Raw genomic sequence first — 24,776 nt, forward strand, 5'->3', positions numbered from 1 at the left:
AAACGGGTGACGAGGTGTCTTCGCATTTCGCGCCCGTCAAGCGGAATGTTTACAGACCTCTCGCAGCCATTGTACCACCGGTGTAAAGCCCGTGCGATAAAGAGACGACACCACGAAGATCGGAATATCTTCCCCGTGTTTCAGAAGCATCTCCGCCGCCCGGGCCGCGCCAGGCAAGTCGATTTTGTTCCCGATGACGACGTAATGGGACGTTTGCCTGCCCACTTCCATCAGCGTACGATCGACATCACTCAGTTGAAAGCCCTGGGCCGCGGTGCGCCCGAGGTCGACGACGTGAAACCAGATCCTGCTCTCCGACAGACACCGAAGAGACTCTCCCATATGTTGTCGAAGTTGTGTGTCGGGATGGATATCCGCCACCAAACCCGCCGTATCGACAAGCCGCAATTTGATCCAAGGGTGCCAGCGCCGTACCGCGGCGTCCACCCATTGCGGTTCTTGGGTCTTGTGCCGCCCGAAGGCGCACAGCCGCCGGCGGGCTTCTTCCGCGGCTAACCGCTCCTTGACGGTGCGTCCCTGCTGATCCATCCGGCGAATGGGCAGCTTGCGGCCGGCGAGCAGAGCCCCCAGTTGTAGCCAGAACATGGTTTTTCCAGCGGCAGTGATGCCGACCACCGTCCCCTGTATCCTCACCTCTCCCCCACCTCCCAGGTGAAATCCTCGGCCTGAAGAGTCATCAACGCCTCCCGGTCCGGGATTCCTTCTCGGAGGAGGCGGCGGGCCTGGCGGCGCTGGGCGCGTTCTAACACGTTGCGGACCAGGCGGGCGTTGCCAAAGCGGGCGTTGCCAAAACACGTTCCGACGGCGGTTTGTTCGCTCAACCAGGCGCTGAGCCGGCGCCGGGCGTCAGGAGAGAGCCGATACTCCCGTTCGGCCAACATGCGGTCGGCGATGGCGAGAAGTTCGTCGGCCGAGTAATCGTCGAAATGCAATTGGATCGGAAACCTGGAAGGGAGCCCAGGATTCAGGCGTAAGAATGCCTCCATTTCCCGAGGGTATCCGGCGAGCACCACGACCAGGTCAGTCCGGTTGTCCTCCGCGGCCTTCACCAGCGTGTCGACCGCCTCTCGGCCAAAATCTTTAGAGCCTCCCCGGCCCAGGGAATAGGCTTCATCCACGAACAGTACCCCTCCCAGGGCGCGCTGGATTTGTTCCCGGGTCTTTTGGGCCGTGTGGCCGATATACTCACCCACTAAGTCGGCGCGCTCTACCTCGACCAGTTGTCCCTTGCTGAGGATTCCGAAACGATGCAGCCATTTGGCCATAAACCTGGCCATGGTCGTTTTTCCCGTCCCGGGATTGCCCTGGAAAATCATGTGCCAGACCACGGGTTCCGCCTTGAGGTTCAGCTCCTCCCGGCGCCTTTGAATTTCGGCGAAAGCAAAGGCCTCGTGAAGGACATTTTTGAGGCGGTGAAGGCCGATAAACCGGTTTAACTCGTCGAGCATCTCGCGGAAAAGATCTTCGTAGGAATCCGCTGATGTCCTCTTGGCCCCGTCTTCCGCAGTTTTCACCGTTTGAAGCCGGGAATGCCCCAGGTCGACGACCTGTGTCGTCGATTTGGCCGGCCGAAAGTGCTCAGGGGTACGGGACGGGAACGCATAGAGCTGTCGCAGGGCTTCGGCAAGCGCCAACTCCCCCTGGACATACCGATGAAGGATTCGTTCCGCGGCAGGACTCGGTCGTTTTCCCGTCTTGTTCACGGCAACTCCTCCTCGCGCGTGTTGCTGCAGTGTATGCGCGAGGCTGGAGATGGGTGAATGCCTAGATCCACCGTCGCGGACCGCGGACGGAAGTCGGAAGAGGATCCGACAGCAGGTCAGTCTGACATGTCGAAATCTCGTTCTTCCCCGTAGCCCAGAATCACTACCCGGGTATGGGGGTCATCCTGCAGGAGTTCGGCGAGCTCCTCGTCCCGGCCCATCATCGCGTTAACCGCCGGCACATTTTGCACCAGGTTCTGCCACACGTCCTTCCGGGCGGCAGTTGCTTCCGTCGGAAACGTGTGGCTCGGTATGACGTATCGGACCCGCAAAAGGTTTCGCACCGCATAGGCGGCCTCTCTCGGTCCCATCGTAAAATGCCCGGATGCAGAAAGAATGGCGATTTTCGGTTCGTATAAATCCTGGATGAGCTTCATGTCCATTGTAATCGCGGTGTCACCGGAATGATAGACTGTATGATCACCGGTGAATTCCAACACGTAGCCGGCTGACTCTCCAGCGTAAATTGGGTTCCCTTCCGTTTCTCGGTAAGACGAGGTATGGCGAGCCGGAACCATTGTTGCCGTTACACCCTCCAACGCCACACTGCCTCCAAGATTAATCGGGTAAACGTTCTGAAATCCTTCCCGTATCAAAATCATCCCGAGTTCATATTGGCACACCACAAGTACTTCGGGGTTTGCCTGCTTTAGTAACGACAATCCGCTCACGTGGTCGAAGTGACCATGCGTGAGTAAGACGCCATCGACACTTTGCAAGAATTCCGTTTGTGTGTACTTCTCCGGGCAACCCGGATTCAAATCGAAGAACGGATCAATGAGATACCGCTTTCCGCCTCGTGTAGCGAAGGCATACATCGCGTGGCCAAGACGCAAGATTTTCATAACCACCCCTCCTAAAACGCAGTTGATCTGTTCATTTATGATTAGAGCAAAAAGCGGGGTATAACCCCGCTGGAGCAAGATGGTCGGACGTCTTCTCAGGCCAACCAGCTGAAGGGATAGCCTGAATCTTCGCATTCCCGGGCATGCGTAGAGACGGTCAATGGCCGGAAGGTGTCGACCATGACTGCCAGCTCGTTCGTTTCCCGCTGACCAATACTCGCCTCGATTTTTCCGGGTTGGGGTCCGTGAACCACCCCCCGGGGATGGAGTGTTAGGGATCCGGGTTCAATGCCTTTACGGCTCATGAATTCGCCGTGCACATAATACAACACCTCGTCCGAGTCGATGTTGCTGTGATAATACGGCGCCGGAATGGCCTCGGGGTGAAAGTCGTACAGTCGAGGGACAAATGAACAGACCACAAAGCCCGGCCCTTGAAATGTCTGATGAACCGGTGGCGGAAGATGGATTTTCCCTACTCGTGGTTCGAAGTCTTCAATGTGGAATGCCCAAGGGTACACATAGCCGTCCCAGCCGACAACGTCCAAAGGATGATGGGGTACCACAGCGCGGAAAATCTTCCCTTTCTGCCGAATGCGGATCTCGTGATCCCTCTGCTCATCATGGGTCACCAACCGATCCGGCACCCGGATATCCCTTTCGCAGAAGGGTGCGTCTTCCATAAACTGCCCGTATTGATTCAAGTACCTCGACGGAGGTGCGATGGGACCCTTGGCCTCGATCACATAATGTACGTTATCGCCCTCGCCCAAGTTGAGCCGATACGTGGTGCCGACAGGAATGACCAGATAGTCTCCGGGGCCGAATCGCAACTCCCCGAATACGGATTCCAGCACCCCGGTGCCCTGGTGAACAAAGATCAGTTCATCGCCTTCGGCATTCCGGTAGAAATAGTTCATCGGCTCGGTGGGCTTCGCCAGGCAAATTCGTACATCATCGTTGAACAACAGAGGTAGCCTGCTTGCAACCGGATCCCCCGATGGTTTCAGCGCCGACGTTCGAAAATGGCGGTGGTGTCCGGGCTGATCGCTGCCCTCTTCATCCATCGGGACTTGGCCAATCATCTCATAATCTCTCGCTGCCGATGGTGTGTGCAGATGATAGAGAATCGATTGAATCCCCGAAAATCCCTGGGTGCCAAACACCTCTTCGAGGTACAGACCTCCTTTGGGATTGCGAAACTGGATGTGGCGTTTCTTCGGCACAATACCGAGTTTGTGATAAAAGGGCATCACGGCTCTCCCCTTTTCCTTTCATTTCAATCAACCGTCATTCAACAACGGTGTTACTCAGCGACCCCAGTCCGGTAATTGTCAACATTACGGTGTCCCCCACTTGCAGCCACGGATGCGTTTCTGGACCCAGTTCCAGGATGCATCCAGAGCCTACAGTGCCCGATCCGATCAGTTCTCCGGGCTCCAGGCGCACGCCCTGCGAGGCCCGAGAAATCATTTGCGGAAACGTGAAGTAAATATCTTTCAAATTCCCTTTTGAGTAGACTTCCCCGTTGACCGTGGCTGTCATTTCCAAATCATAGCGATCGCCGATTCGGTATGGTTCGAGCTCATCGGGGGTGACTAACCACGGGCCTAGAGACGTAGCAAAATCTTTCCCTTTGGCCGGACCCAGCCCCACCTTCATCTCCGCCCGCTGGACGTCTCTGGCGCTCCAATCGTTGAGAATCATGTAGCCCGCGATCATGGATTCGGCTTCTTCCGGAGATACGTCGATCCCCCCTTTCCCCAGGACGCAGGCCGTCTCCAGTTCATAGTCCAGCATGGTTGTATAAGGCGGACGCCGAACGGGTTCTCCCGGCCCGAGTAAGGTATTCGGATTGGAGAAGTAAAAGACAGGGAATTCGTACCACTCCGGAACGACGTCCAGACCCCGACGAGCCCGGGCGTTTCGCACGTGCTCTTCAAACGCGTAAAAATCGCGAAATGTCGAAGGTTGCACCGGAGGGCCGAGGTGGACGGTGTCCGCAGAATGCAAAAGCGGTCCAAGGAACTGATGCGCCTGCTCTCCCGGTTCCGCTTGCGCCCCCCAGTTTGCCATGCGTTCCCGCATGAGGGTGTCGATCGTCCGGATCATCGGCAGCCACAGGTCCCAACGTTGGAGCACCTGATACATGGTTTTCGGAAAGATGGTCGGGGAAATATCCACAATACCTTCCTCCCTGCCCCAGTAAAGGGACAACTCCATGTCCACCACCCACCGGTCTGATAGTATCCACCCGGGCCGGAGGGGGGCAAAATGAGCCGTTTGATAGGAGACAAACTTCACCGGGCTTTACCTCCTTCACCAGCCTGCGGGGGAGTCGGCCGCACCAGCGAGAAAATCGATTCCACCCGGCAATAGTCAGCGCCAGCAAGGCGTCCCACGGGATCAAATCGGTGCAGGTCGATTTTTCCGTCCCGATACAGCGCATCGTCGACAAAGAGGTGGATCACTTCCCCCACGATCAAATCGGCATTCGGACCGCGCCCCAAGGGAATCATGGTTTCCAATCGACACTCCATGCGGATTCGGGCCTTTGCAATCCCCGGCACGTTGATTTTTCGGCTCGGGACGAGATCGATTCCCACCACCTCCACCTCGCTGACGTTCGGCGGGTAGTCCGCGGAGCAGGCGTTGGCCACGGCGACGAGATCCCGGTGTACGGCATTGACCACGAACTCTCCGGTCTCTGAAATGTTGCGCGCGCTATCTTTCATGACCCCGCCCCGCCGCATGATCGAAAGGGTGATCATGGGCGGATCCGAGGCTGCCACGTTGAAAAAGCTGAACGGTGCCGCGTTGACCAAGCCGTCTCTTCCCCTGGTGGTCACGAATGCGATCGGGCGGGGCAGCACCGCTCCGATCAGGAGCTTGTAATTGTGTTGGCGATCGAACCTCGCGGGATCCAGTTCCATCACTGCACCTCCTCCTGCACGGTCTTCTAACGCAGGGCAGGAATGACGTGCTTTGCGAACAATTCGAGGGATTGCATGACTTTTCGATGTTCCAGGGCGCCGAAATTCATGAGGGCCATAAAGTGGTTTACCCCAATTGCCCGATAGCGCTGAATCTGTTCAACGACTTCATCGGGGCTGCCGAAGATCGCCTGTTCCCTGGCCCGCAAATCTTCGTACTGGATGTTCTTTCCGTATTTGCGGGTGCGCAAATACAGATTGATGGCTTCTTTTGCGTTAGCTTCTGCTTCGGCCAGGGATGGCGCGACATGGACATGAAAGGCCACCGGAAGTTCCAATTGCTCGGGGTCTCCGTGTCCATGGGATCGAAAATGTTCTTTGTACGTCCGAATGACCTCGGCCAGCTCTTCCCGGGAATTGCTGTTCACGTACGCGATGCCCATGATCCGGTGTCCCATGCGAGCGATGTGTTTGACTCCCTCTTGGCGAAGAGATGCCACCCACAATTCCGGGTGCGGACGTTGAACCGGGACCACGTTTAACCGGATCTCCGGATATTGGAAATAAGGCCCCTCATGGGAGAAAGTCTCCCCTCTCCATGCTTTCAGCAGCACATCCAGTGCATCGTTGAACCGCAGCGCCTTGTCTCCCATCGGTACCTTGAACCCGTGGAACTCATGAGTCAGATATCCGCTTCCCAGGCCCATGTTCAAGCGTCCCCCGGACAGGACATCCACCACCGCATAATCTTCGGCGACTTGAACCGGATCCCGCAGCGGCAGGACGGATACCGCCACTCCCAATCGGATCCGATCGGTCATTTTGGCAGCAGCAGCTAGGAGGACGGGCGGCGAGGGGCTGACCCCGTACTCGGAAAAATGGTGTTCCGCATACCAGACGCCATCAAATCCTAGCTGCTCCGCCTGCATGGTTTGTTCCAAAACCTCGTCGAAAAATTGACCCGCCGACCGGGGAACAAGTTCCGAATAGTTGTCAAAGACGGTAAACAAACTGAACTTCACAGTGATCCCTCCCGAATCGCGGACAAAAGTCTGCGAGATCTTCATTTTTATCGACAAAAAAGCACAGCCTTGTCTGAACATCCATGGCTGCGCCCGACCCACTTCCCGAGGTCGGGGTGTTCCCCCTTCCCCCGTGGGTAGACAGCTTAAGATCGCCGGCTTCGGCGACTTCATTTCGTTTATAGGCCGATTTCCATCGGTCGTGCATTATAGAGGTGGAGAATCTCCTTTTCCCCGAATTCATCCGGTAAGCCCTCAAAACGAACGGTTCCCCGATCAAGGGCGACGACCCGGTCCGCGATAGACAGCGCCGCTCGGGCATTCTGCTCGACCAAAAGGACGGTTGTCCCTTGGTCCGCTAGTCGACGCAGGGCTTCAAACAGTTGCTCCACAAGCTTTTCCGCCAATCCTAAAGATGGTTCGTCTAGCATCAGCAACACGGGCTCGGCCATCAGACCTCTGCCAACGGCCAACATCTGTTGTTCCCCTCCACTCAAGGTGCCTGCCAGTTGTTCTCTTCGTTCCTTCAATCGAGGGAACAGCGCGTATATCTTCTCACATCGTTGCATCACCTCCTTCGGCGGCAAACCCAGCGATCTCATAAATGCAACTTCTACATAAGCGCCAAGCATTAAGTTTTCTTCTACAGTCATGGTCGGGAACAAGCCACGCCGTTCGGGAACCAGGGTGATTCCTAAACGGTGCACCGACTCCGGAGCAAGACCGGTAATCAACATGTTCCGAAACTGAACCTGCCCTTGATGAGGACGAAACTGACCCGCCAAGGTACCTAAGAGCGTGGATTTCCCGGCTCCATTTGGGCCGATGATAGCGACCAATTCACTTTGACCGATCCTCAGGCTCACCCCATTCAGTGCACGCACCGTGCCCCGGGAGGTGTGAAGATCTTGGGCGGTCAACAGAGGTTCTTTTTGTTGTAAACTACGTTCAATCGTTCGATTGAAATAGGGCTCCTTTTCTGTGCCTACATACGCCTTAATGAACTTCGGGTCCTTTTGCACCTCTTCCGGGGCTCCGTAACAAATTTGCTCGCCGAATTCGAGAACCACCACTTTGTGAGCCACTTTCATGACGCTACCCAGGTCATGTTCAATCCAAATCACGGCGATACCTTGACGACTGATGTCGACCAACAGTTCCAGTAGTCGTTCACGTTCGCTCTGATTCAATCCGGAAGCCGGCTCGTCTAAAAGCAGTAACTTTGGTTTCTGGCTTAGGGCGCGCGCCAGTTCCACCAATCGCTGCTGCCCGAACGATAACTCCCTGGCCGGTATATCGGCTAGCGACTCTAACTCGAAGTGTTGAAGAGTTGATCGGGCATCAGATTCGGCTCGACGACTGATTCCCCTTCCACCTGTGAGAAGGGCCTTCCAGAATTTTACCTTGCGGAATGAAGCGATCCCGATCTGGACATTCTGAAGTACCGTAAGTTCTGAAAATAGATTGATGTTCTGAAAGGTACGGCCAACGCCGAGCTCGGCAATTCGATGCGGTGGCATATTTATGAGCGATTGGCCGTTGAACAAGATCTCACCCTCGTCGGGTCGAGTAAGCCCGGTAATACAATTAAATAGGGTGGATTTGCCGGAGCCGTTTGGTCCGATCACCGCGATGATTTCCCCATGGTTTACCTCGAAACTGCACTTGCGAAGGGCGTAAATCCCGCCATATCGCTTGGTCAGGTTCTCGGCCACGAGTATCGGCGCCACGGTTTACCTTCCCCCCTTACGATCTTTGCTTTGGCCGGAAGAGACATGACCCCGCTAGGCAGAAACAGAATAACCACCAGCAGAAGCACCCCGAAGATCAGCGTTTCCAACGGTCCCACAGCATCCGTGCCGAACATCGGCATGACGCTGCGCAAGGCTTCGGTTAGACCGGTCAGAACCAATGCACCAATAATCGGTCCCCATATTGAGAGAGGGCCGCCCACGACGGCCATGAGAAGAAAGAGGATCGATTGCTTAAAACTAAACAACTCTGGACTGACGAAGGTCATGTAGTGAGCGTAGAGGGCTCCGGACAAAGCCGCTAGGACACCACTGGCCACGAAGGCCTGGACCTTGAATCGTCCGACATCCACTCCGGTCGCGGACGCTGCGGTACTACTATCCCTGGTAGCCTGAAGGGTGCGCCCCCACGGCGAATGGAGGAGGTTCCAAATCAATACCATGACAAGCCCGAGGATTCCCCACACCAGATAATACATTCGCAGGTCCGAATCGATCACCCAAGACCCCAGAGATAGGTGAGGAATTCCGCTGAGTCCGGAGGCTCCACCAGTCCACCACGATTCTTCGACAAAAATGAGATTCATGATCATTCCGGCCCCAAGAGTGACAAGGGTCAGATAATGACCGGCCAGGCGCCTGGTCAACCAACCGAGTAGAAAGGCGACAATGCCTGCAACCGCCAAACCCGACATGAGCGCCAAAATTGTCGGAAACCCGTGCTTCAAGGACAGGAATGCGGAAACATAAGCACCAATCCCCCAAAAGGCTGCCTGGGCCAAGGATACCAGTCCTGCATGGCCGATCAGTAGAGAAAGACCCAGGATGCAGATGGCATATAGCCCGGTCAACAACATGATTTGTGTCCAAAACGGACCCACGATCCACGGACAGACCACAACGATCACGGGAACGAGCGCCAGGTACACAGACTTTCGTCGCATGGGATTCTTCCTCTCTTTTTGACACCTCAAAGCATCATGGCTTACACGCTTTCACACGCGATCGGCGCTCTTGCCAAACAAACCGTTCGGTCGCCACAGAAGAATCACGATTAACACAACGAAGGCGATGGCCTCTTTATAGGCCGACGAAACAAAACCGGCGCCCACCGATTCGAGGAGACCGAGAATAAAAGCACCGGCAACCGCACCAGGGACGTCAGAAAGTCCTCCGACCACCGCGGCAACAAATCCTTTCAGGCCCAAAGTAAGCCCCATATCATACGAAACCAGTGTCACCGGGGCGATCACTGCACCGCCAAGTCCCGCAACGGACGCTCCGATGATAAAACTGAATGTGGCCATTGATCGGGCAGAGATACCCAGCAATCTCGCCGAGTCACGGTTTAACATGACAGCTCGGAGAGCGGCACCGGCGTAACTTTTCTCAAAGAAAAAGTACAGAAGTACGAACAGTACGGCCACGGCAACGAGAATGACCACGTCCTGCCGCGGAACGGCTCCGCCCATGAGATGATACGGTTGCCCGGGGAGAAACGGGGGGACAGCCCGGGGTTGACTCCCCATCAACAGTTGTCCCACAGACTGCAGCACGATGGACAGTCCGATCGTAGCAATGATCTGAACCGTTTCCGCCTGATCGCGAAGTCTGTCTAAAAAAACACGGTGCAACACCCCTCCGACGATCGCCGCCACCACGATCGCGCCGAGAAGAGCCAGCCATGTCGGCAATCCGATTGCGAAAAACATTGCCAACGACAGTGCGCCGACGGTGGCAAAATCACCTTGCGCGAAGTTGATAAGCCCGCAGACTTTAAAAACAGTCACAAACCCCACAGCAATCAGCGCGTAAATGCCGCCCAATGCCAAGCCGGAAAGGACAAGTTGGAGCGTGTCTGCCATATCCGTCACCCTTCGATTTACTGCGCGATAACCCACCGACCGTTGCGGAACTGAAGCATGGTCAAATCTTTATCGGTTAACCCGACATGATCCTGGGGACTCAGGTGGAAAATCCCCGTTATTCCCACGACTCCATTTAAGTGTTCAATAGCATCCCGAAGTGAATCGCGAGTCACTTCGCCTTTGATGGTCTTCAATGCCTCGATGATAAGCAGGGTTGCATCGTACGCCATTCCATCGATCGGGCTCGCGTCGATATTGTATTTCGATTTATACGACTGTGCATACGACTGGAGCACTTTCTTCTGCGGATCACTGTCCAGCAATTGATCGATCACCCAAATTTTGCTCTGGGGCTGATAAACACCTTCAGCAGCATCGGTTCCCGCCAACTCCACGAACTTGTTCGATCCCGCTCCGGAGCTGAAGAATATCGGGGTATTAAGCCCGAGTTCATGGTATCCCTTTAACACCAGTGACGCCGCAGGGGGGATCGCCCAGACCACTAGCGCATCTGGGGAGGCATTTTTTACGGATGTCAGTTGCGGCTTCATGTCGGTATCCGTCGCGCCGAACCGTTCAGAGGCTACAATCTGTATTCCATAGGATTGAGCTGTCTTTACGAATTCACTCTTTCCGCTGTCGCCGTAGGCGTTGTTCACCGACAAAAAGCCCACCCGGGTCCATCCTTTTTGTTTTAAGTAGGGTCTGCTGAACGAATCACGGATCGGCGAATACGGCAAGGGGGCCTAACCGCAAGAGCCATCCGAAAAATGTGTACAAAAGAATGCGCAGCCGGCGCTCCAGATTCATCACCAACAGCTGCAAGGCGATGACCGTCTCGCTGGTGGTCCGCAGGCGTGCTCGAATCAAGCCAAGCCCGTACAAACGCTTGCCTTCGCCGAACTTCCCTTCAATGGCATTGCGTTCGGCAGCGTCCTGCCGTTCCAGCCGTGCCTGCACTGCACGGTCCGCCTGCGACGGACGGCCCAAGGGAGGACCGCTCAGGCGAATCCCGCGTTGCTTGCAGTAACGCAGATTCTCTCGATTTCGGTAGGCCTTATCGGCCAACACAGCCTCCGGATAGCAGCCGTACCGGTCTCGGTAGGCTTCGACCGCGGCCTGCAAGGTATGACCTTCATGGAAGCCGTCCCACCCGAGGTGTTCGATCCGTGCGTACCCATCCACCAGGCTGATCATCACTTTTGCGCCAAACTCCACATTCGCACGAGCCTTGCCACGGACGATGGGACGGACATGAGGTTGTGAGATGCTGACGATTCGGTCGTCGATTCGCCGGGCTCGCTTCCGGTACATCTCTTCCTGCTGACGGTACAATTCGTGAATGACCAACAGATCATGGTATTGTCGCCGGCTGAGCGCTTCCAGACCCACTTCGTCTCTCAGGGAGGCCAGGATCCTGAGATCCCGCGCCACAAAACGCAGTTGCTTCCCAATGGCCTTACGCAGTGCCCGTGGGCTGACCCGGCGCTGTTTGGCCACCGCCAGATATGCCTTTCGTGCTTTCCATCGATAAGTGCGCGGCTTACGTCGGCCTGGCCGGCGCGCGGCATGCAAGACGTCAATCATGGCTTCCAGTTTCTCACGTGCCTCGTTCAACAGCGTGAGATCGGTGGGATAGGCAATGTCGGCCGGGGCACACGTGGCATCAAGCAACAGCTTGCCATGGTTCGAAGGCGTTTCTGGATCCGTCTGCGTCTTTGCAAGGTCGTCCGGCTGAGCCGATCCGGCTCCACCGTGATTGTCCAAGTCCGGATCGTTCGAGTCATCGGGTTTGTCCTTTTCTGCAACAATCCATTCATTGACTTGCTGGATGACGTCTGGGCCGAGCCGCTTACGAAAGTGTGTCATCAGAGATGGATGAAACGGTGGCTCTTCCTGAAAGCGCGGCAACCCAATGAAGTACTGGAGGTACGGGTTCTCGGTGATCTGCCTAACGGTTTCGCGGTCACTCAGACCCAAGCGTTCCTGAATGATCAACGAACCCAGTGCCACCCGAACCGAATAGGCCTTTTGCCCTTTTGTGGCAGACTTGAATCGCTCGCCGTAGTGTTCTTCGACCTTCCACCATGGGATCATCTGAGCCAATTTGACCCAGCGGTTCTCTTTATTCAATTTCCCGCCGAACGGAAGGAAAAAGTCATCGGGCAACAGCATCTGACGCTCAGTCGCTCGGTACACGCCTGTCGACACCTCAAGTGCACGGTTTTTGAAGGGTTTCATGCAAAATCCACGCACTTAATTTCTCTGTTAAGTGCCGAAATCCCTTCCATTACTGGACTTTTTAATCGTTCAGCAGACCCTAAGTATTCGCTGATTTTTTTCGATATGCTCTGATTGCTAACCGGGGTTTTAAACACCCATTTGCGTTCCGATGCTGGAGATGCGATGGCGTCGCCTGATCCCACGGATACGAGTGGAACTCTTTGTTCGGTGACATACGGAACAAGCGGCATTGTCGTCGGTGTCGCCCCCGCCCCGATGATGGCTAGTACGTGATCTTGTTCAACAAGTTTTTTGGCAACAACCAAAGACTCAGTCTCTTTTGACTGATTGTCGTATTTAACTAACTGAATGGGCGTTCCATTGATCCCTCCTTGCTGATTGACCTCATCCACCAACATCTCCACCGCGTGAATCTGCGGTTCGCCCCATACACTAGAGGGTCCCGTAAGTTCTAGATCTACCCCGATTTTGTACGCCTTTCCGGAGGTTCCCCCTCCTGCGTTATTATTCCCGGATGTGGATGTACCTGCAGCACCACAGGCAGTCATCACAAAACTGGATAATGCAATTGCCGCGAAAAAACGCCACCCTTTCCCCATGCAGACACCTCCACTGTTGGATTACGAACCACATGAAAAACAATAGCCCAGCCAATGCCTTTTCCCCACGGGAATCATCATCAGCCGGGCCTGTTTGCTCTACGAAGCCGTGTACCTCATCGATACACATCCCCCGCAAACAACCAGCAAAAAATTTATTGTTTCTGGACCTTCCATTCGCGATACCGGTCAAAAGCACTTCGGACAGCTTGAAGCAGGGCTCCTTGGGCCGGCGCCAAGAACCGCGTACGGACTCTGTCTTGAATTTCTTCCAGCCCACTCATCACATTTTGTCCGATCACCAATGACCGAACAAATTCCCCCGTAAGGGGCAAGGCAAAAGAGAATTCCGCATCTACTATGATGTCCGTTCGTGAATCCACGACCATCACGAACGCCACGATGCGGTATGCCTCGTGCGCGGTCGTCCCTTTGGGAAGTTCAGCAAATCCTGCCGCAAAAACATACTGCTTTTCTGCCCATCCCTCCGCGGCTTCATATCCCACCTCCCGAAACATACCCCCTTTTGTACGATTCCTCCTTGTCTACTTATATCAAAATAGAACGAGTTTTGTCAATGACCTTTTCAATCAGCGAATCATTCCTGAACCCTCTCTCACCACGCCGCCACCTGGCCGTCAGCCCGGGGTTCCGTCGCACCGACAAGGACGCCGTTGTCGAGGCGCCAGATGATCTGGCCCCGGCCAAAGGAAGCGGTATCGGCCGACCAAGTGATTTCGTGTTCTCGGCGAGACAAAGATTCCAACACATGGGGAGGGATTCCGTATTCGGCGGCAACCTTGCGCCCTTCGAGCCACTGCCACCGGGGAGCATCCAGGGCCGCTTGAGGATTGAGATGAAGATCGATCATGTTGACCAATACCTGGACGTGACCCTGGGGTTGCATGAATGCACCCATGACCCCAAAGGGACCGACCGCTTGGCCGGCCTTGGTCAGAAATCCCGGGATAATGGTATGATAAGGCCTTTTCCCCGGCGCCAAGGCGTTGACGTGGGCAGAATCCAGGGAAAAATTCGCTCCCCGGTTGTGAAGGGCAATGCCCGTCCCGGGTACCACCAGCCCCGATCCGAACCCCTGATAATTGCTTTGAATGTAGGAAACCATGTTACCTTCGCCATCGGCCGCGCAAAGATACACCGTCCCCCCGGCTTGCGGCCGGCCCGGGCTCGGACGAGCGGCCGATTCCCCGATCAACCGACGGCGCTCTTCAGCATATCCCTCAGAGAGCAGATCCTCCACCCGGGCGGACATAAACCGAGGATCGGCGATATAATGCTGGCCATCCGCAAAGGCCAGTTTGATTGCCTCAATCTCGATATGGTATCGATCTGCCGGGCTGCGGCCGGATAGGTCAAAGCCTTTGAGCAAATTGAGGGCCATGAGGGCCACCAGGCCATGGCCGTTGGGCGGAATCTCCCACACATCGTAGCCCCGGTAATCCACATGGATGGGATCCACCCACTCCGGGCGGAATGCCGCCAAGTCTTCCAAGCGGATGAACCCCTTGTACTCCCGGGAAAATCGGTCGATCCGCTCGGCCAACTCCCCCCGATAAAAAGACTCGGCCCCGCTCTCGGCGATTTTGCGCAAGGTTTCGGCGTGATCTGGCGACCGCCAAATCTCGCCAATTCGAGGGGCCCTTCCCTCCGGGGCAAAGGTACTGAACCAAGCGGAAAACTCCGGTCCGGTAAGTTCCTGTTCGTATCGGCGATACGCGGCTTCCCATGCCGCCCCTGTCACCGGAGAGACCGGGTATCCGGCCTGAGCCAGTTCAATGGCGGGTTCAAACAACGCAGCGAACGGCAGGCGGCCAAAGCGCTTCGACAGCTCCGCCCAAGCTGCGGGGGCGCCGGGGACGGTGACCGGCGCAAAGCCTAGCCTGGGCATCTCCTTCCGTATCCCCCGCTTTTCCAATTCAGCGATGGTCAAGCGGTGGGGAGCCGGGCCGCTGGCGTTCAGCCCGTGAAGGCGGCCGCCGCTCCAGACCAAGGAGAAGGCGTCCCCTCCGATCCCGTTCGATGTCGGCTCCACGACAGTCAGTGCGATGGCGGTGGCGATGGCCGCATCCACCGCATTGCCGCCCCGCCGGAGCATGTCGAGTCCCGCTTGGGCAGCCAGAGGTTGGGAGGTCGCCACCATTCCCCGCCGGGCATAAATGGCCACTCGCCGAGAGGGGTGGGGGTGCTCATATGGATCAAAATGCATGCGAATCCCTCCCACCTTTCTGCAAGTCACGACCGGGAAGCATCAGTCGGAGGGACGTCGCGCCGTTCGTCTCCCCCGGTCTGGGCGGGTGGGTGCAAGGACACCGCCTTCTGGGGGGTGAACGTCGAGATGGCGTGCTTATACACCATCATCTGCTTGCCTTCTGATTCCACCACAATGGTAAAATTGTCAAATGCCCGGATCACGCCCCGGATTTGAAAGCCGTTCACCAGATACACCGTCACCGGGATGTTGTCTTTGCGCAATTGGTTTAAGAACGTGTCCTGAATGTTCATTGTCTGTTTGTTCACCTACACGGCCCCTCTCTAACCCATCTTTCCCTAATGTATTCGTTACGCCTTACGAAATCCCTTCCGCCCTCCTATAGCTTCTACGATTTTCCGACCGGTCTCCTCCAAGGATATCCCTCCAACGTCCAGCCACTGGTGAACCGGCTGGGCCCGAAACCAACTCCACTGTCGCTTCGCGTACCGCCGGGTTCCGCGTTGAATCCTCTCGATCGCCTCGTCCAGGGTCATCTCACCGGCAAGATAATCGGCCAATTCCTTGTACCCGATGGCCTGCATCGAAGTCAAGTTCCGGGAATATCCGCGCTCCAGAAGCCTCTGAACTTCTTGAACCCAACCCTGTTTGACCATTTGAATCACGCGGTCATTGATCCGCCGATACAGGGCTGCGCGCTCCATGGTGAGGCCGAACATAAGAAAGGGGATGCGGGAGCCCCGCCGCCCCGCCGCATGGGACATGGGCAGCCCCGTCAGATGGTAGATTTCCAAGGCCCGGATGACCCGCCGAACATCGTGGGGATGAAGTCGGCGGGCGGTCTCCGGGTCCACCTCGGCCAAAAGTCGGTGCAGGGCCTCGGGACCTTCCCGGGCAGCCCGGGCTCGCAGTTCTTGTCGATACCCCGGGTCCTCTCCGGCCGGGGAAAAATCCAGCCCATGGGTGAGACTTTTCACATATAATCCCGTCCCCCCCACCACAATCGCCCGCATTCCACGTTGAGACACGTTCTCAATCGTTTCAAGGGCCAACCTCTGATAGTCCACGACGGTGAAGGGTGTATCGGGATCCACCACGTCGATCAGATGATGGGGAACCCCCTGCCGCTCCTCGGGGGGGATTTTCGCCGTGCCGATATCCATACCTCGATAGATCTGCATGGAGTCCGCGGAGATGATCTCCCCTCCGATCTGTTGGGCCACCCGGATGGCCACGTCCGATTTGCCCGTGGCCGTCGGTCCGACAATAAACAGAACCGGATTCATTTTCCACCCCCGACATCGATCACACCGAACTGGATCCTGCCCGAGCCCTTTGGAACCGGCTGAAATCCCAGGCGATCGATTTCTCCCCCATCCCGGCGATCTTTCAACACCACCCGCCGACGGGCCACGCGCACCGCCTCCTTCACCGCTTCAAAGCGGAGAGCGGACGGATCCCCGAATACCCTCAAAGCATCAATGCCCCGGGAGGCGGAGATCGTTTTGCGAAACATGGGATCAAAATACACCAGGTCCACAGACCGGTCGGGAAGTCGGCGCAGATAATCGACGTGATCCCCCCACACCACATCAACGCGTCGCATGGCCGCCTCGAGCTCAGGAAGTGCCGGATAGGCGTATGTACTCAAGCCCTCCTCCACGAAAAATGCCACCACCGGCCGGTCCTCCACGCCCACGACTCGCCCTTCCGGGCCCACCGCGTGGCTGAGTACGATCGCGTCCGCCCCGAGGCCCAGGGTGGCATCCACCACCCGATCTCCGGGCCGAACCTCACCCACTTCGAGTAGGGGATCGGGATGCCCGCGCATCACTTGACGGAGGCGCACCACCGCCATTCCCGGATGATAGCGGTACTGCCGGCCGTCCGCATACAGGAATGTTCCCTCCCGGGTTGCCACGGCGGAGAAAGATGCCGCGTATTCAGCCAAAATCTCGTCCAGTTTGCGTCGGTCCCGGGACACCAAGGGCAGTCCCAGACGTCGGGCGATCTCCCCGGCCCGGTGAAGGAGTTCGGGGTCTGGCCGGGCAGCGGTGGTCACAACCCCGTGAAGATCAGCCGTCATGGTCACCCTCCCCTAGTGCTGAATCCGCTGGAATTGTCGATCTAAGTCCCGTCGGGTCCATTGCAGAATCGTGGGCCGCCCGTGGGGGCAGGAGAAGGGGTTGTCCAGGTCCCGGAGTTGGTCGCACAGTGCCTGCATCTCCGGCATGGACAATGGCTGTCCAGCTTTCACTGCTCCCCGGCAGGCCCGGGTGATCACTCCTTGCTCCAGGCGTCTTCGGGGATCTTGTCCTATCGGCCGCTCGACGTACTCGGTCAAAAACTCCCGGGTCAGAGCCGTGACGTCCTGGCCATCCCAGATGTCGGGAACCGTGCGAACCACGAGGGCATTGTCGCCGAAAGGCTCCGCGGTCAGCCCGTACTCTTTCATCATGTCGAGGTGAGGAGCCAACCGGTGCATTTCTGCGACACTCAGTTCCACAGTGATGGGCACCAACAGTGGCATGGGGCCCACTTCCCGCCGGGTGATCTGCCGGGAAAACCGCTCGTATAAGATCTTCTCGTGGGCGGCGTGCTGGTCGATCAGGAACAAAGAGTTTTCCGCTTCGGCGACGATGTACAGGTTCAGCACCTGGGCCACCGCCCGCAGTTCGGGAACCCGGGGCCGGACACCCGCCGCTCCAACTCCTTCAAGCTCCACGGTAGCCGCTGCCTCTTTTTCCGTTCTTTCCGAATCCACAGGGACCTCTGGCCCAAGACTGCTCCAAGATCCGGTCTCCCCCTCTCGCTCCCCGGGAGCTTCGGGTTGTTCTTCAGCAGTGATCGGGGCGAGGGCCTCCAGGGTTCGCTGCCTGGCCAGCGGACTCGAAGGGGACCTCCCTCCTCCCGGGGGACTGTCCCACCGAAACGCCATCTGGCTCTCCCGGAGAGTCTGCGCCCCGGAGCCTCTCTGAGTCTTCTGCGCCGCATCGCCTGCAGCCGCATCTGGCCCTTGGCGAGGGGGATTGCGCACTTCTCGCGGCCCTCCGGTGGGCGAGTGCAGACCTGGAATGGCCCGGGCCCTGTCCAGAACCCGGCCCAGCGCCCTCTCCACCGCCCCCGCCACATCCCTTTCTTCACTAAAACGGACATCCAGTTTGGCCGGGTGCACATTGGGATCCACGAGGCCGGGATCCAGCTCCAAATGAAGAAATACCACTGGGTTTCGGTGGATTGGAAGTCTTCCCGCGTAGACGTCGAGCACCGCTCGGGTCAGTGCCGGGTTGCGAACCGGCCGTCCATTGACAAAAAACATCACGTGCCCCCTGCCCGCCCGGTGGATCTCGGGTAACCCCGCCAACCCCCAGACCCGCAGATCGAGGCCCCGCTCCTCCACCGGGATACATTTTTCCGCCAAATCCCGACCATACAGCGCCGCCACGGCGTGGAGCAATCGCCCGTCCCCCGGGGTTGTCGCGACAGGTCGCCCATCGGCGGAAAGGGTGAAGGCAACTTCCGGGTGGGCAAGGGCCGCCCGGGTCACCGCATCCACCACATGGGCGCCCTCCGTGTGCAGGGACTTGATGTATTTTAGCCGAGCGGGGGTGTTGAAAAACAACTCCTCGACAAAAATATCCGTCCCGGGCGCCATCCCGACCTCGGCCGTGGAGACAATGGTTCCCCCCTCCGCCCGAATTTCGGTACCGGCGTCATCTTCCCGGCGACGAGTCTTCAGCACCAGTTTTGAGACCGCGGCGATGGAGGGCAGGGCTTCCCCCCGAAACCCCAGGGTTCGAATCCGAAACAAATCCCGTTCTGAAGCGATTTTGCTGGTGGCGTGCCGCCGCAGAGCCAGCTGGGCGTCTTCCCGATCCATGCCCGTGCCATCGTCCACCACCCGAATGGTTTTCATCCCCGCTTCCTCCACGGCGACGCGAATATGGGTGGCCTGGGCATCGATACTGTTTTCGATGAGCTCTTTCACCACCGAGGCCGGACGCTCCACCACCTCCCCGGCTGCGATGCGGTTGGACAGGCCGGGATCCAGAATATGTATGGCACTCATGGTTCATTCTCCTCCCGGACCAAAAGGTGTAGTTCGTAGAGCTCTTGCAGGGCCTGAATCGGGGTCATGTCCAGAACCCGGGCCTTGCGGAGGCGTTCGAGAACCGGGTGCAGGAGGGCTTTGTCGAGTCCCCGCCCCGCTTCATCGGCGGTGGACCGACCCCCGGTTTCCTGCGGAACTTTCGTCAGATCTCGGTCAGCCTCGCCCCCTTCTCCCCCGACACAAGCCGCAGCCGTCTGGGAGAGGCCCTGTTGTACCTGCTCCATGCTTGTGAGGATGGCTTCAGCCCGCTCCAACAGGTCTTCCGGAAGCCCCGCCAGTCTGGCCACATGAATGCCGTAGCTGCGGTCGGCAGGACGGTCCACTAAACGATGCAAGAATACGATTCCCCCGGAATCCTCTCGGACCTCTGTGGAAAAATTATGGACTCCTGGTAGTTCGTCGGCGAGGCCAGTCAGCTCGTGATAATGGGTCGCAAACAGAGTTCGGGCCCCCACCCGGGTGGGATCGTGAATATACTCCACCGCAGCCCGGGCGATGCTCATCCCGTCATAGGTCGAGGTCCCCCGCCCGATTTCATCGAGGATGATCAGGCTGCGGGGGGTGGCGTTTCGGAGGATGGTCGCCAACTCCACCATCTCCACCATAAAGGTGCTTTTGCCCGCCACGAGATCGTCCGCCGCGCCGATTCGGGTGAAGAGACGGTCGACGATGCCAATCCGGGCAGAATCCGCGGGAACGAAAGACCCGACTTGGGCGAGGAGTACGATCAGGGCCACTTGGCGCATGTAGGTGCTTTTCCCCGCCATGTTCGGACCGGTGATGAGGGCGACCCGCCGATTGTCGCCATCGAGAAAAGTGTCGTTCGGCACAAATGTGCCATCGGGCAGGACCGCCTCCACCACCGGGTGTCGGCCGCCGCGAATCTCAATGACCGAACTGTCATCCACAACAGGACGAGTGTATCGGCGTTTTGCCGCCACCTCGGCGAGACCACAAAGGACGTCCAATTCGGCCATCGCCCCGGCCAGACGCTGGAGGCGGGGGAGCGCTTTTACCACGGTGCCCCGCAGCTCGACGAACAACTGGTACTCGATGGTCTCCGCCCGCTCCTGGGCATCGAGGATACGACTTTCCATCTCTTTCAATTCCGGGGTCACATACCGCTCGCTGGCGGCCAAGGTCTGACGGCGCTCATATTCCCTTGGAACCAGGGCGAGATTGGCTTTGGTAACTTCTATGTAATAGCCGAATACGCGATTATAACCGATTTTGAGGGATTTGATTCCCGTTCGCTCCCTCTCTCGCTGTTCGAGGGCGGCGATCCAGCTTCGCCCTTCCCGAGATGCCCGGCGCAGTTCATCCAGTTCCGAAGAGAACCCGTCCCGGATGACGCCCGGTTCCTTCGCTGTGGCCGGAGGGTCGTCGGCCAGGGCCCGGTCCAGGAGATCCCGCACTTCTTCACAAGGGTCCAGGCGTCTCTCAATATCGGCCAAGATGGAGGATCTGGCGCCGGCCAGCACGGCGGCCAGTTTTGGGGCCTGGCTCAAGCTTTGGGCCACGGCGCGCAGATCCCGGGGCCCGGCGCTGCCATAGCTCACCCGGCCCAGCAACCGCTCAAGGTCATACACGCAGCGAAGGTCCTCTCGCAGTTGATTTCTCCGCATCCACTGCCCAACCAACTCTTCGATACCATCCTGGCGCCTGGCGATGGCGCCAGGGTCGATTAAAGGCCTTTCCAGCCATTGCCGGAGGAGCCGCCCGCCCATGGCGGTCACCGTCTCATCCAACAGCCACAACAATGACCCCGTCCGCCGTCCCTCCCGAACCGTTTGAACCAACTCCAGATTTCTCCGGGCAAAGGCGTCCACCGCCATGTAGGTGGCGTCGTGGAGGGGTTGAACCGGCTTCCAGTGAACGAGCTGGCGCCGCTGGGTCTCCTCGATGTACGACGCGATGGCTGAAAGGGCCTCTTCCCCACCGGCTTCCGGAAGGTCGTCCCAGCCCCCATTCTCCATCCGAGTGAACGTTTTTTTTCCGTGGCCCCGATGTGTCAGAATGGCTTCCGTGGACTTGCTAAGTTGAGTGACCCAAGGCTCGCCAGCCGCTTCCTCGGGAATGAGCCATTCGGCGGGTCGGTACCGGAGCCCATCGTCCATCACCTGCTCAATGCTGTGGGCGGCCCCGGCCCAACGGTCTCCGGTGGAAAGATCGGCAAAGGCTACAGACCACCCTTCCGGAATCGGAATGACGGCGCCAATGAGGCGTTGCTCCTTCTCTTCTTTCCCCCGGTCTTCCAGAAGCGTTCCCGGCGTTACGATTCGTGTGATTTCCCGCCGGACCAATCCCTTGGCGAGGGCCGGATCCTCCATCTGGTCGCAAATCGCCACCTTATAGCCCCGCTCCACCAGGGCGGCGATGTAGCCCTCCACCGCGTGGTACGGGACGCCGCACATGGGAACCCGCCGACCACCCCCGGCTTCCCGGCCGGTCAATGTGATCTCCAATTCCCGGGCGGCAATTTCCGCATCTTCAAAAAATAATTCATAAAAATCCCCCAGGCGAAACATCAGCAAGGCGTCCGGACAACGGCCTTTGACGTCCAGGTACTGTTGCATCATCGGGGTGTAAGACATGTTGTCCCGACTTCCTTTCCGTGATCTCTGTTTCGCACAACCGACAATAAAATGGAAGAGCCGCCGACACGCCGACGGCTATCCCGTTTTCTCGACATCCCCAATCCGGCGGGGATTTACGGCACCGGTTGCACCCCACACGTGGTACATCCGCCGCAGCCCCCGGAACACCCTCCTGCAGAAACTTCTACGGGCAACCGGGAAGAGATCGTCTGGGCGATGATCTCGGCCACCCCTTGCACCAAGAGGTTGACCTCCTCTTGAGCGGCCTGGTACTGTCCCACCGCCGGGATAGCCCTGAGCCGCCCCTCCACCTCTTCGAGGGCGCGTTCCGCCGCGCGGATTTTCTCCATCGGCGCACAGCGCATCTTCAGGGCAGAGACGCTCATCTGCAAGCGTTTCTGCGACTTCAACAAACTTTGCACCTCACGGTTGCTGGCGATCTTCTGCCGGCAGGCCCGGTAGCGGGCCGCTTCCTCGGACTCCCGAATCATCTGGGCCAGGATCTGTGCCTTTTGGCGAATTTCCTCCGCCGTCTCGCACCTCATCCTGTGACCTCCCGGATCGCGGGGTGCGGTTCCCCCCGCAACAGCCAGGTTTGTGCCCCGACGATCTGGACTGGAATAGTCCGACCGATCAAGTCCCGGGATCCCTGAAGCAGGACCAGACGGTTCGTTCGGGTCCGTCCCGCCAAGATCTCCGGATTCGTCTTACTTTCTCCCTCCACCAGCACGTCCTCCGTCTTCCCCACCAACTGTTCGTGATACCGCCGAGATATCGTCGCTTGTAGTTCGTTGAGCCGGCGCAGGCGATCCTTTTTTGCCTCCAAGGAGGTCTCATCCTTCATGCGGGCCGCCGCCGTCCCCTGTCGCCGGGAATACAGGAAGGTAAAGGCATTGTCGAACTGCACCGTCCGAACGAGGTCCAGCGTGTCCTGGAACTCTTCCTCCGTTTCACCCGGAAATCCCACGATGATGTCGGTCGTGAGGCTGACCCCGGGGATTCGGTTGCGAATCCGCTCGACGAGCTGCAAATAAGTCTCCCGGGTATACCCCCGATTCATGCGTTTGAGAATACGGTTATTCCCGGATTGGACGGGCAGATGAATGTGTTCACAAATCGCGTCTTCCGCAGCGATGACATCGATCAGTTTGTCTGTAAAATTCCACGGGTTGGAGGTGGTGAACCTCACTCGCTCAATCCCCGGGATCCGCGCCACATGTTGCAACAGGTCGGCAAAATCCACATCCCCCAGGTCCAGTCCGTAATCGTTCACATTCTGCCCCAGCAGGGTGACTTCCCGAATCCCTTCTTCGGCCAGTTGTTTCACCTCAGCCACCACGTCCTCGGGCAGCCGGCTTCGCTCCCGACCCCGGGTGAACGGAACAATGCAGTACGTGCAATATTTGTTGCATCCATATTGAATATTGACCCAGGCCTTCACCCCGTCCTGGCGGAGCTTGGGCAGGTTTTCCACAACCTGGCCCGGCCGATCCCATACGGCAAACACCGTTTCCTGACTGGCCATGGCTTGTACCACCAACTCCGGGAGTTGGTGGAGATTGTGGGTTCCGAAAACGAGGTCGACATAGGGAAACGTGTCCCGCACAAACTGCCGCACCTTTTCCTCCTGGGCCATGCAACCGCACAGCCCCAGCAACAGTTCCGGGTGGCGGCGCTTGAGGGGCTTGATCCGGCCGATCTCCCCGAACACCTTGTCCTCGGCGTTTTCCCGGACGGCACAAGTGTTAAAGAGAATCAGATCGGCCTCCTCGGGGGCCGAGGCCGGGCGATAGCCCATCTCTTGCAACATGCCGGCCATGATCTCCGAATCGTGTTCATTCATCTGACATCCGTAGGTGCGGATCCAGTAGCGCTTTCCGACTCCCACGGCGGGGACCGCTTGGGCCATCGCCCGGTAATCGACCCTTTGCGATCTTTCGGGACCCGGCCGGTGCCGCTCCAGGACAATGTCATTTATTTGAATGAGCTCGCTCATGACGAACGACCCCTTTCCAGACATGCACATTGTCTTTATCATACCATATTTGACACCGCCCCGCATCTGACCGGGCCGGCCTGGACTTGGCGCCGCAGGCGCACCAAACGGCGAATGGGACTAGGCTGCCGTGCCTTCCGTACAGTTGTCCGTTGCCGCAGCGTTCTCTGCCACATTTCTTATTAGAGGACGACGGAAGGAGGTGCTTGGAATGGCTGCTGCTCAAGCGTACGCCGTCTGCAGCCGACATGTGGGCCGGTGGATGGACTTCCGCACACCCTGGGGCAGGCACCGCGGCATTATTCGTCGGGTCTCTCCTCACGGTGTTCTGGTCAGCGTGCCGCGTCACTATGCTCCCCGGTTTGCCTTCGCCCAGGCTTGGGCCAGCGCTCCGGTGTCCGGGGGAGATGTCAAACAGTTGCATCAGATTCGTCATGCGTTGGCCCGGCCCGTCGACACCTATCTGAACGCTGAGCCCGTAGGGTGGGTTGCTCCGGGATACGGATGGTGGTACGGCGGCTGGTGGTGGTGGTGGATAGCCTGGGCCTGGTTGCTGGCCTTCGCTTTACTCCTCTGGTAAGGAAACCTGACACTTCGAAGCGTGTCGGTATGGGAGGGTGCAGGCGTGTCCTGCACCTTTTTATCCGTTAAATCCGGGACTTGCTGTTCAAACAAAGGGGATTGTCGACTTTTCACCAATGATTCCGGGAGAGGGAGCGGCCGACAAAAAAACCGACTTCCCGGAGGAAGTCGGCACAGCGAGAAAGACGTCGAGGCACATTCCTACTTTATGTGG

Annotated in this window: 23 protein-coding genes; 1 reads left to right on the forward strand and 22 read right to left on the reverse strand. The window is 57.9% G+C overall.

What is annotated here, in order from left to right:
• Window positions 1–36: 36 nt before the first annotated feature.
• From CVV65_RS08205 to miaB, 22 genes are all read right to left on the reverse strand, one after another.
• Window positions 37–654, reverse strand: coding sequence for a GTPase domain-containing protein (locus CVV65_RS08205; protein ID WP_100667710.1), 618 nt, complete (start codon window positions 652–654; stop codon window positions 37–39).
• A complete protein-coding gene (locus tag CVV65_RS08210; protein ID WP_198592174.1) occupies window positions 651–1,724 on the reverse strand; it encodes an AAA family ATPase in 1,074 nt (357 codons plus the stop codon). The genes CVV65_RS08205 and CVV65_RS08210 overlap by 4 nt, the downstream gene beginning before the upstream one ends.
• A gap of 116 nt (window positions 1,725–1,840) precedes the next feature.
• A complete protein-coding gene (locus tag CVV65_RS08215; protein WP_157935440.1) occupies window positions 1,841–2,629 on the reverse strand; it encodes a metal-dependent hydrolase in 789 nt (262 codons plus the stop codon).
• 95 nt (window positions 2,630–2,724) lie between these two features.
• Window positions 2,725–3,882 (reverse strand): homogentisate 1,2-dioxygenase, encoded by a 1,158-nt coding sequence (locus CVV65_RS08220; protein WP_100667712.1) that lies wholly within the window; start codon window positions 3,880–3,882, stop codon window positions 2,725–2,727.
• A 37-nt stretch (window positions 3,883–3,919) separates the two neighbouring features.
• Complete coding sequence (locus tag CVV65_RS08225; RefSeq protein WP_198592175.1) at window positions 3,920–4,933, reverse strand: fumarylacetoacetate hydrolase family protein; 1,014 nt, start codon at window positions 4,931–4,933, stop codon at window positions 3,920–3,922.
• A complete protein-coding gene (locus CVV65_RS08230) occupies window positions 4,930–5,562 on the reverse strand; it encodes a flavin reductase family protein (RefSeq protein ID WP_100667713.1) in 633 nt (210 codons plus the stop codon). Before CVV65_RS08230 ends, CVV65_RS08225 begins: the two co-directional genes overlap by 4 nt.
• A 26-nt stretch (window positions 5,563–5,588) precedes the next feature.
• Window positions 5,589–6,584 (reverse strand): LLM class flavin-dependent oxidoreductase, encoded by a 996-nt coding sequence (locus CVV65_RS08235; RefSeq protein ID WP_100669316.1) that lies wholly within the window; start codon window positions 6,582–6,584, stop codon window positions 5,589–5,591.
• Between the two features lie 179 nt (window positions 6,585–6,763).
• Window positions 6,764–8,314, reverse strand: coding sequence for an ATP-binding cassette domain-containing protein (locus tag CVV65_RS08240; RefSeq protein WP_100667714.1), 1,551 nt, complete (start codon window positions 8,312–8,314; stop codon window positions 6,764–6,766).
• On the reverse strand, window positions 8,284–9,279 hold the full coding sequence (locus CVV65_RS08245; protein WP_100667715.1) for a branched-chain amino acid ABC transporter permease: 996 nt from the start codon (window positions 9,277–9,279) through the stop codon (window positions 8,284–8,286). Before CVV65_RS08245 ends, CVV65_RS08240 begins: the two co-directional genes overlap by 31 nt.
• Window positions 9,280–9,330: 51 nt before the next feature.
• Window positions 9,331–10,200 carry a branched-chain amino acid ABC transporter permease gene (locus tag CVV65_RS08250; RefSeq protein WP_100667716.1) on the reverse strand — a complete coding sequence of 290 codons (870 nt, stop codon included), beginning with the start codon at window positions 10,198–10,200 and terminating at the stop codon, window positions 9,331–9,333.
• Between the two features lie 17 nt (window positions 10,201–10,217).
• Window positions 10,218–10,943: an ABC transporter substrate-binding protein gene (locus CVV65_RS08255; protein WP_100667717.1), complete on the reverse strand. Its 726-nt coding sequence runs from the start codon at window positions 10,941–10,943 to the stop codon at window positions 10,218–10,220.
• Window positions 10,921–12,402, reverse strand: a complete 1,482-nt coding sequence (locus tag CVV65_RS08260) for an IS5 family transposase (RefSeq protein WP_100667602.1) — start codon at window positions 12,400–12,402, stop codon at window positions 10,921–10,923. Before CVV65_RS08260 ends, CVV65_RS08255 begins: the two co-directional genes overlap by 23 nt.
• A gap of 38 nt (window positions 12,403–12,440) precedes the next feature.
• Window positions 12,441–13,046, reverse strand: a complete 606-nt coding sequence (locus tag CVV65_RS08265; protein ID WP_100667718.1) for an ABC transporter substrate-binding protein — start codon at window positions 13,044–13,046, stop codon at window positions 12,441–12,443.
• A 155-nt stretch (window positions 13,047–13,201) separates the two neighbouring features.
• Window positions 13,202–13,564 carry a DUF3870 domain-containing protein gene (locus CVV65_RS08270; RefSeq protein ID WP_100667719.1) on the reverse strand — a complete coding sequence of 121 codons (363 nt, stop codon included), beginning with the start codon at window positions 13,562–13,564 and terminating at the stop codon, window positions 13,202–13,204.
• 98 nt (window positions 13,565–13,662) lie between these two features.
• Window positions 13,663–15,273 (reverse strand): gamma-glutamyltransferase family protein, encoded by a 1,611-nt coding sequence (locus tag CVV65_RS08275; RefSeq protein ID WP_100667720.1) that lies wholly within the window; start codon window positions 15,271–15,273, stop codon window positions 13,663–13,665.
• A 26-nt stretch (window positions 15,274–15,299) separates the two neighbouring features.
• Window positions 15,300–15,569 carry an RNA chaperone Hfq gene (gene hfq, locus CVV65_RS08280; protein ID WP_407928403.1) on the reverse strand — a complete coding sequence of 90 codons (270 nt, stop codon included), beginning with the start codon at window positions 15,567–15,569 and terminating at the stop codon, window positions 15,300–15,302.
• Between the two features lie 57 nt (window positions 15,570–15,626).
• Window positions 15,627–16,562, reverse strand: coding sequence for a tRNA (adenosine(37)-N6)-dimethylallyltransferase MiaA (gene miaA / locus CVV65_RS08285; RefSeq protein WP_100667722.1), 936 nt, complete (start codon window positions 16,560–16,562; stop codon window positions 15,627–15,629).
• Window positions 16,559–17,362, reverse strand: a complete 804-nt coding sequence (locus CVV65_RS08290) for a class I SAM-dependent methyltransferase (protein ID WP_100667723.1) — start codon at window positions 17,360–17,362, stop codon at window positions 16,559–16,561. Before CVV65_RS08290 ends, miaA begins: the two co-directional genes overlap by 4 nt.
• Window positions 17,363–17,374: 12 nt before the next feature.
• The gene (gene mutL, locus CVV65_RS08295) at window positions 17,375–19,345 is read right to left on the reverse strand and encodes a DNA mismatch repair endonuclease MutL (RefSeq protein WP_100667724.1); all 1,971 of its coding nucleotides are present in this window, start codon (window positions 19,343–19,345) and stop codon (window positions 17,375–17,377) included.
• Window positions 19,342–21,981 carry a DNA mismatch repair protein MutS gene (mutS, locus tag CVV65_RS08300; RefSeq protein ID WP_100667725.1) on the reverse strand — a complete coding sequence of 880 codons (2,640 nt, stop codon included), beginning with the start codon at window positions 21,979–21,981 and terminating at the stop codon, window positions 19,342–19,344. The genes mutL and mutS overlap by 4 nt, the downstream gene beginning before the upstream one ends.
• Window positions 21,982–22,097: 116 nt before the next feature.
• Entirely contained in the window at window positions 22,098–22,529 is a 432-nt protein-coding gene (locus CVV65_RS08305; protein WP_100667726.1) for a YlbF/YmcA family competence regulator, read from the reverse strand.
• A complete protein-coding gene (gene miaB / locus CVV65_RS08310) occupies window positions 22,526–23,980 on the reverse strand; it encodes a tRNA (N6-isopentenyl adenosine(37)-C2)-methylthiotransferase MiaB (protein WP_100667727.1) in 1,455 nt (484 codons plus the stop codon). Before miaB ends, CVV65_RS08305 begins: the two co-directional genes overlap by 4 nt.
• A 211-nt stretch (window positions 23,981–24,191) precedes the next feature.
• Between miaB and CVV65_RS08315 the strand changes: the two genes are divergently transcribed.
• The gene (locus CVV65_RS08315; RefSeq protein ID WP_100667728.1) at window positions 24,192–24,560 is read left to right on the forward strand and encodes a hypothetical protein; all 369 of its coding nucleotides are present in this window, start codon (window positions 24,192–24,194) and stop codon (window positions 24,558–24,560) included.
• Window positions 24,561–24,776: the final 216 nt, after the last annotated feature.

This window comes from Kyrpidia spormannii (assembly GCF_002804065.1).
GTDB classification, from domain to species: Bacteria; Bacillota; Bacilli; order Kyrpidiales; family Kyrpidiaceae; genus Kyrpidia; species Kyrpidia spormannii.

Coding starts and splice junctions, on each gene's coding strand:
- CVV65_RS08270 (WP_100667719.1), bottom strand. CDS start 13,564: ATGTTTCGGGAGGTGGGATATGAAGCCGCGGAGGGATGGGCAGAAAAG.
- CVV65_RS08250 (WP_100667716.1), bottom strand. CDS start 10,200: ATGGCAGACACGCTCCAACTTGTCCTTTCCGGCTTGGCATTGGGCGGC.
- mutS (WP_100667725.1), bottom strand. CDS start 21,981: ATGTCTTACACCCCGATGATGCAACAGTACCTGGACGTCAAAGGCCGT.
- CVV65_RS08315 (WP_100667728.1), top strand. CDS start 24,192: ATGGCTGCTGCTCAAGCGTACGCCGTCTGCAGCCGACATGTGGGCCGG.
- CVV65_RS08265 (WP_100667718.1), bottom strand. CDS start 13,046: ATGGGGAAAGGGTGGCGTTTTTTCGCGGCAATTGCATTATCCAGTTTT.
- CVV65_RS08245 (WP_100667715.1), bottom strand. CDS start 9,279: ATGCGACGAAAGTCTGTGTACCTGGCGCTCGTTCCCGTGATCGTTGTG.
- CVV65_RS08230 (WP_100667713.1), bottom strand. CDS start 5,562: ATGGAACTGGATCCCGCGAGGTTCGATCGCCAACACAATTACAAGCTC.
- miaB (WP_100667727.1), bottom strand. CDS start 23,980: ATGAGCGAGCTCATTCAAATAAATGACATTGTCCTGGAGCGGCACCGG.
- CVV65_RS08305 (WP_100667726.1), bottom strand. CDS start 22,529: ATGAGGTGCGAGACGGCGGAGGAAATTCGCCAAAAGGCACAGATCCTG.
- mutL (WP_100667724.1), bottom strand. CDS start 19,345: ATGAGTGCCATACATATTCTGGATCCCGGCCTGTCCAACCGCATCGCA.
- CVV65_RS08215 (WP_157935440.1), bottom strand. CDS start 2,629: ATGAAAATCTTGCGTCTTGGCCACGCGATGTATGCCTTCGCTACACGA.
- miaA (WP_100667722.1), bottom strand. CDS start 16,562: ATGAATCCGGTTCTGTTTATTGTCGGACCGACGGCCACGGGCAAATCG.
- CVV65_RS08275 (WP_100667720.1), bottom strand. CDS start 15,273: ATGCATTTTGATCCATATGAGCACCCCCACCCCTCTCGGCGAGTGGCC.
- CVV65_RS08290 (WP_100667723.1), bottom strand. CDS start 17,362: ATGACGGCTGATCTTCACGGGGTTGTGACCACCGCTGCCCGGCCAGAC.
- CVV65_RS08220 (WP_100667712.1), bottom strand. CDS start 3,882: ATGCCCTTTTATCACAAACTCGGTATTGTGCCGAAGAAACGCCACATC.
- hfq (WP_407928403.1), bottom strand. CDS start 15,569: ATGAACATTCAGGACACGTTCTTAAACCAATTGCGCAAAGACAACATC.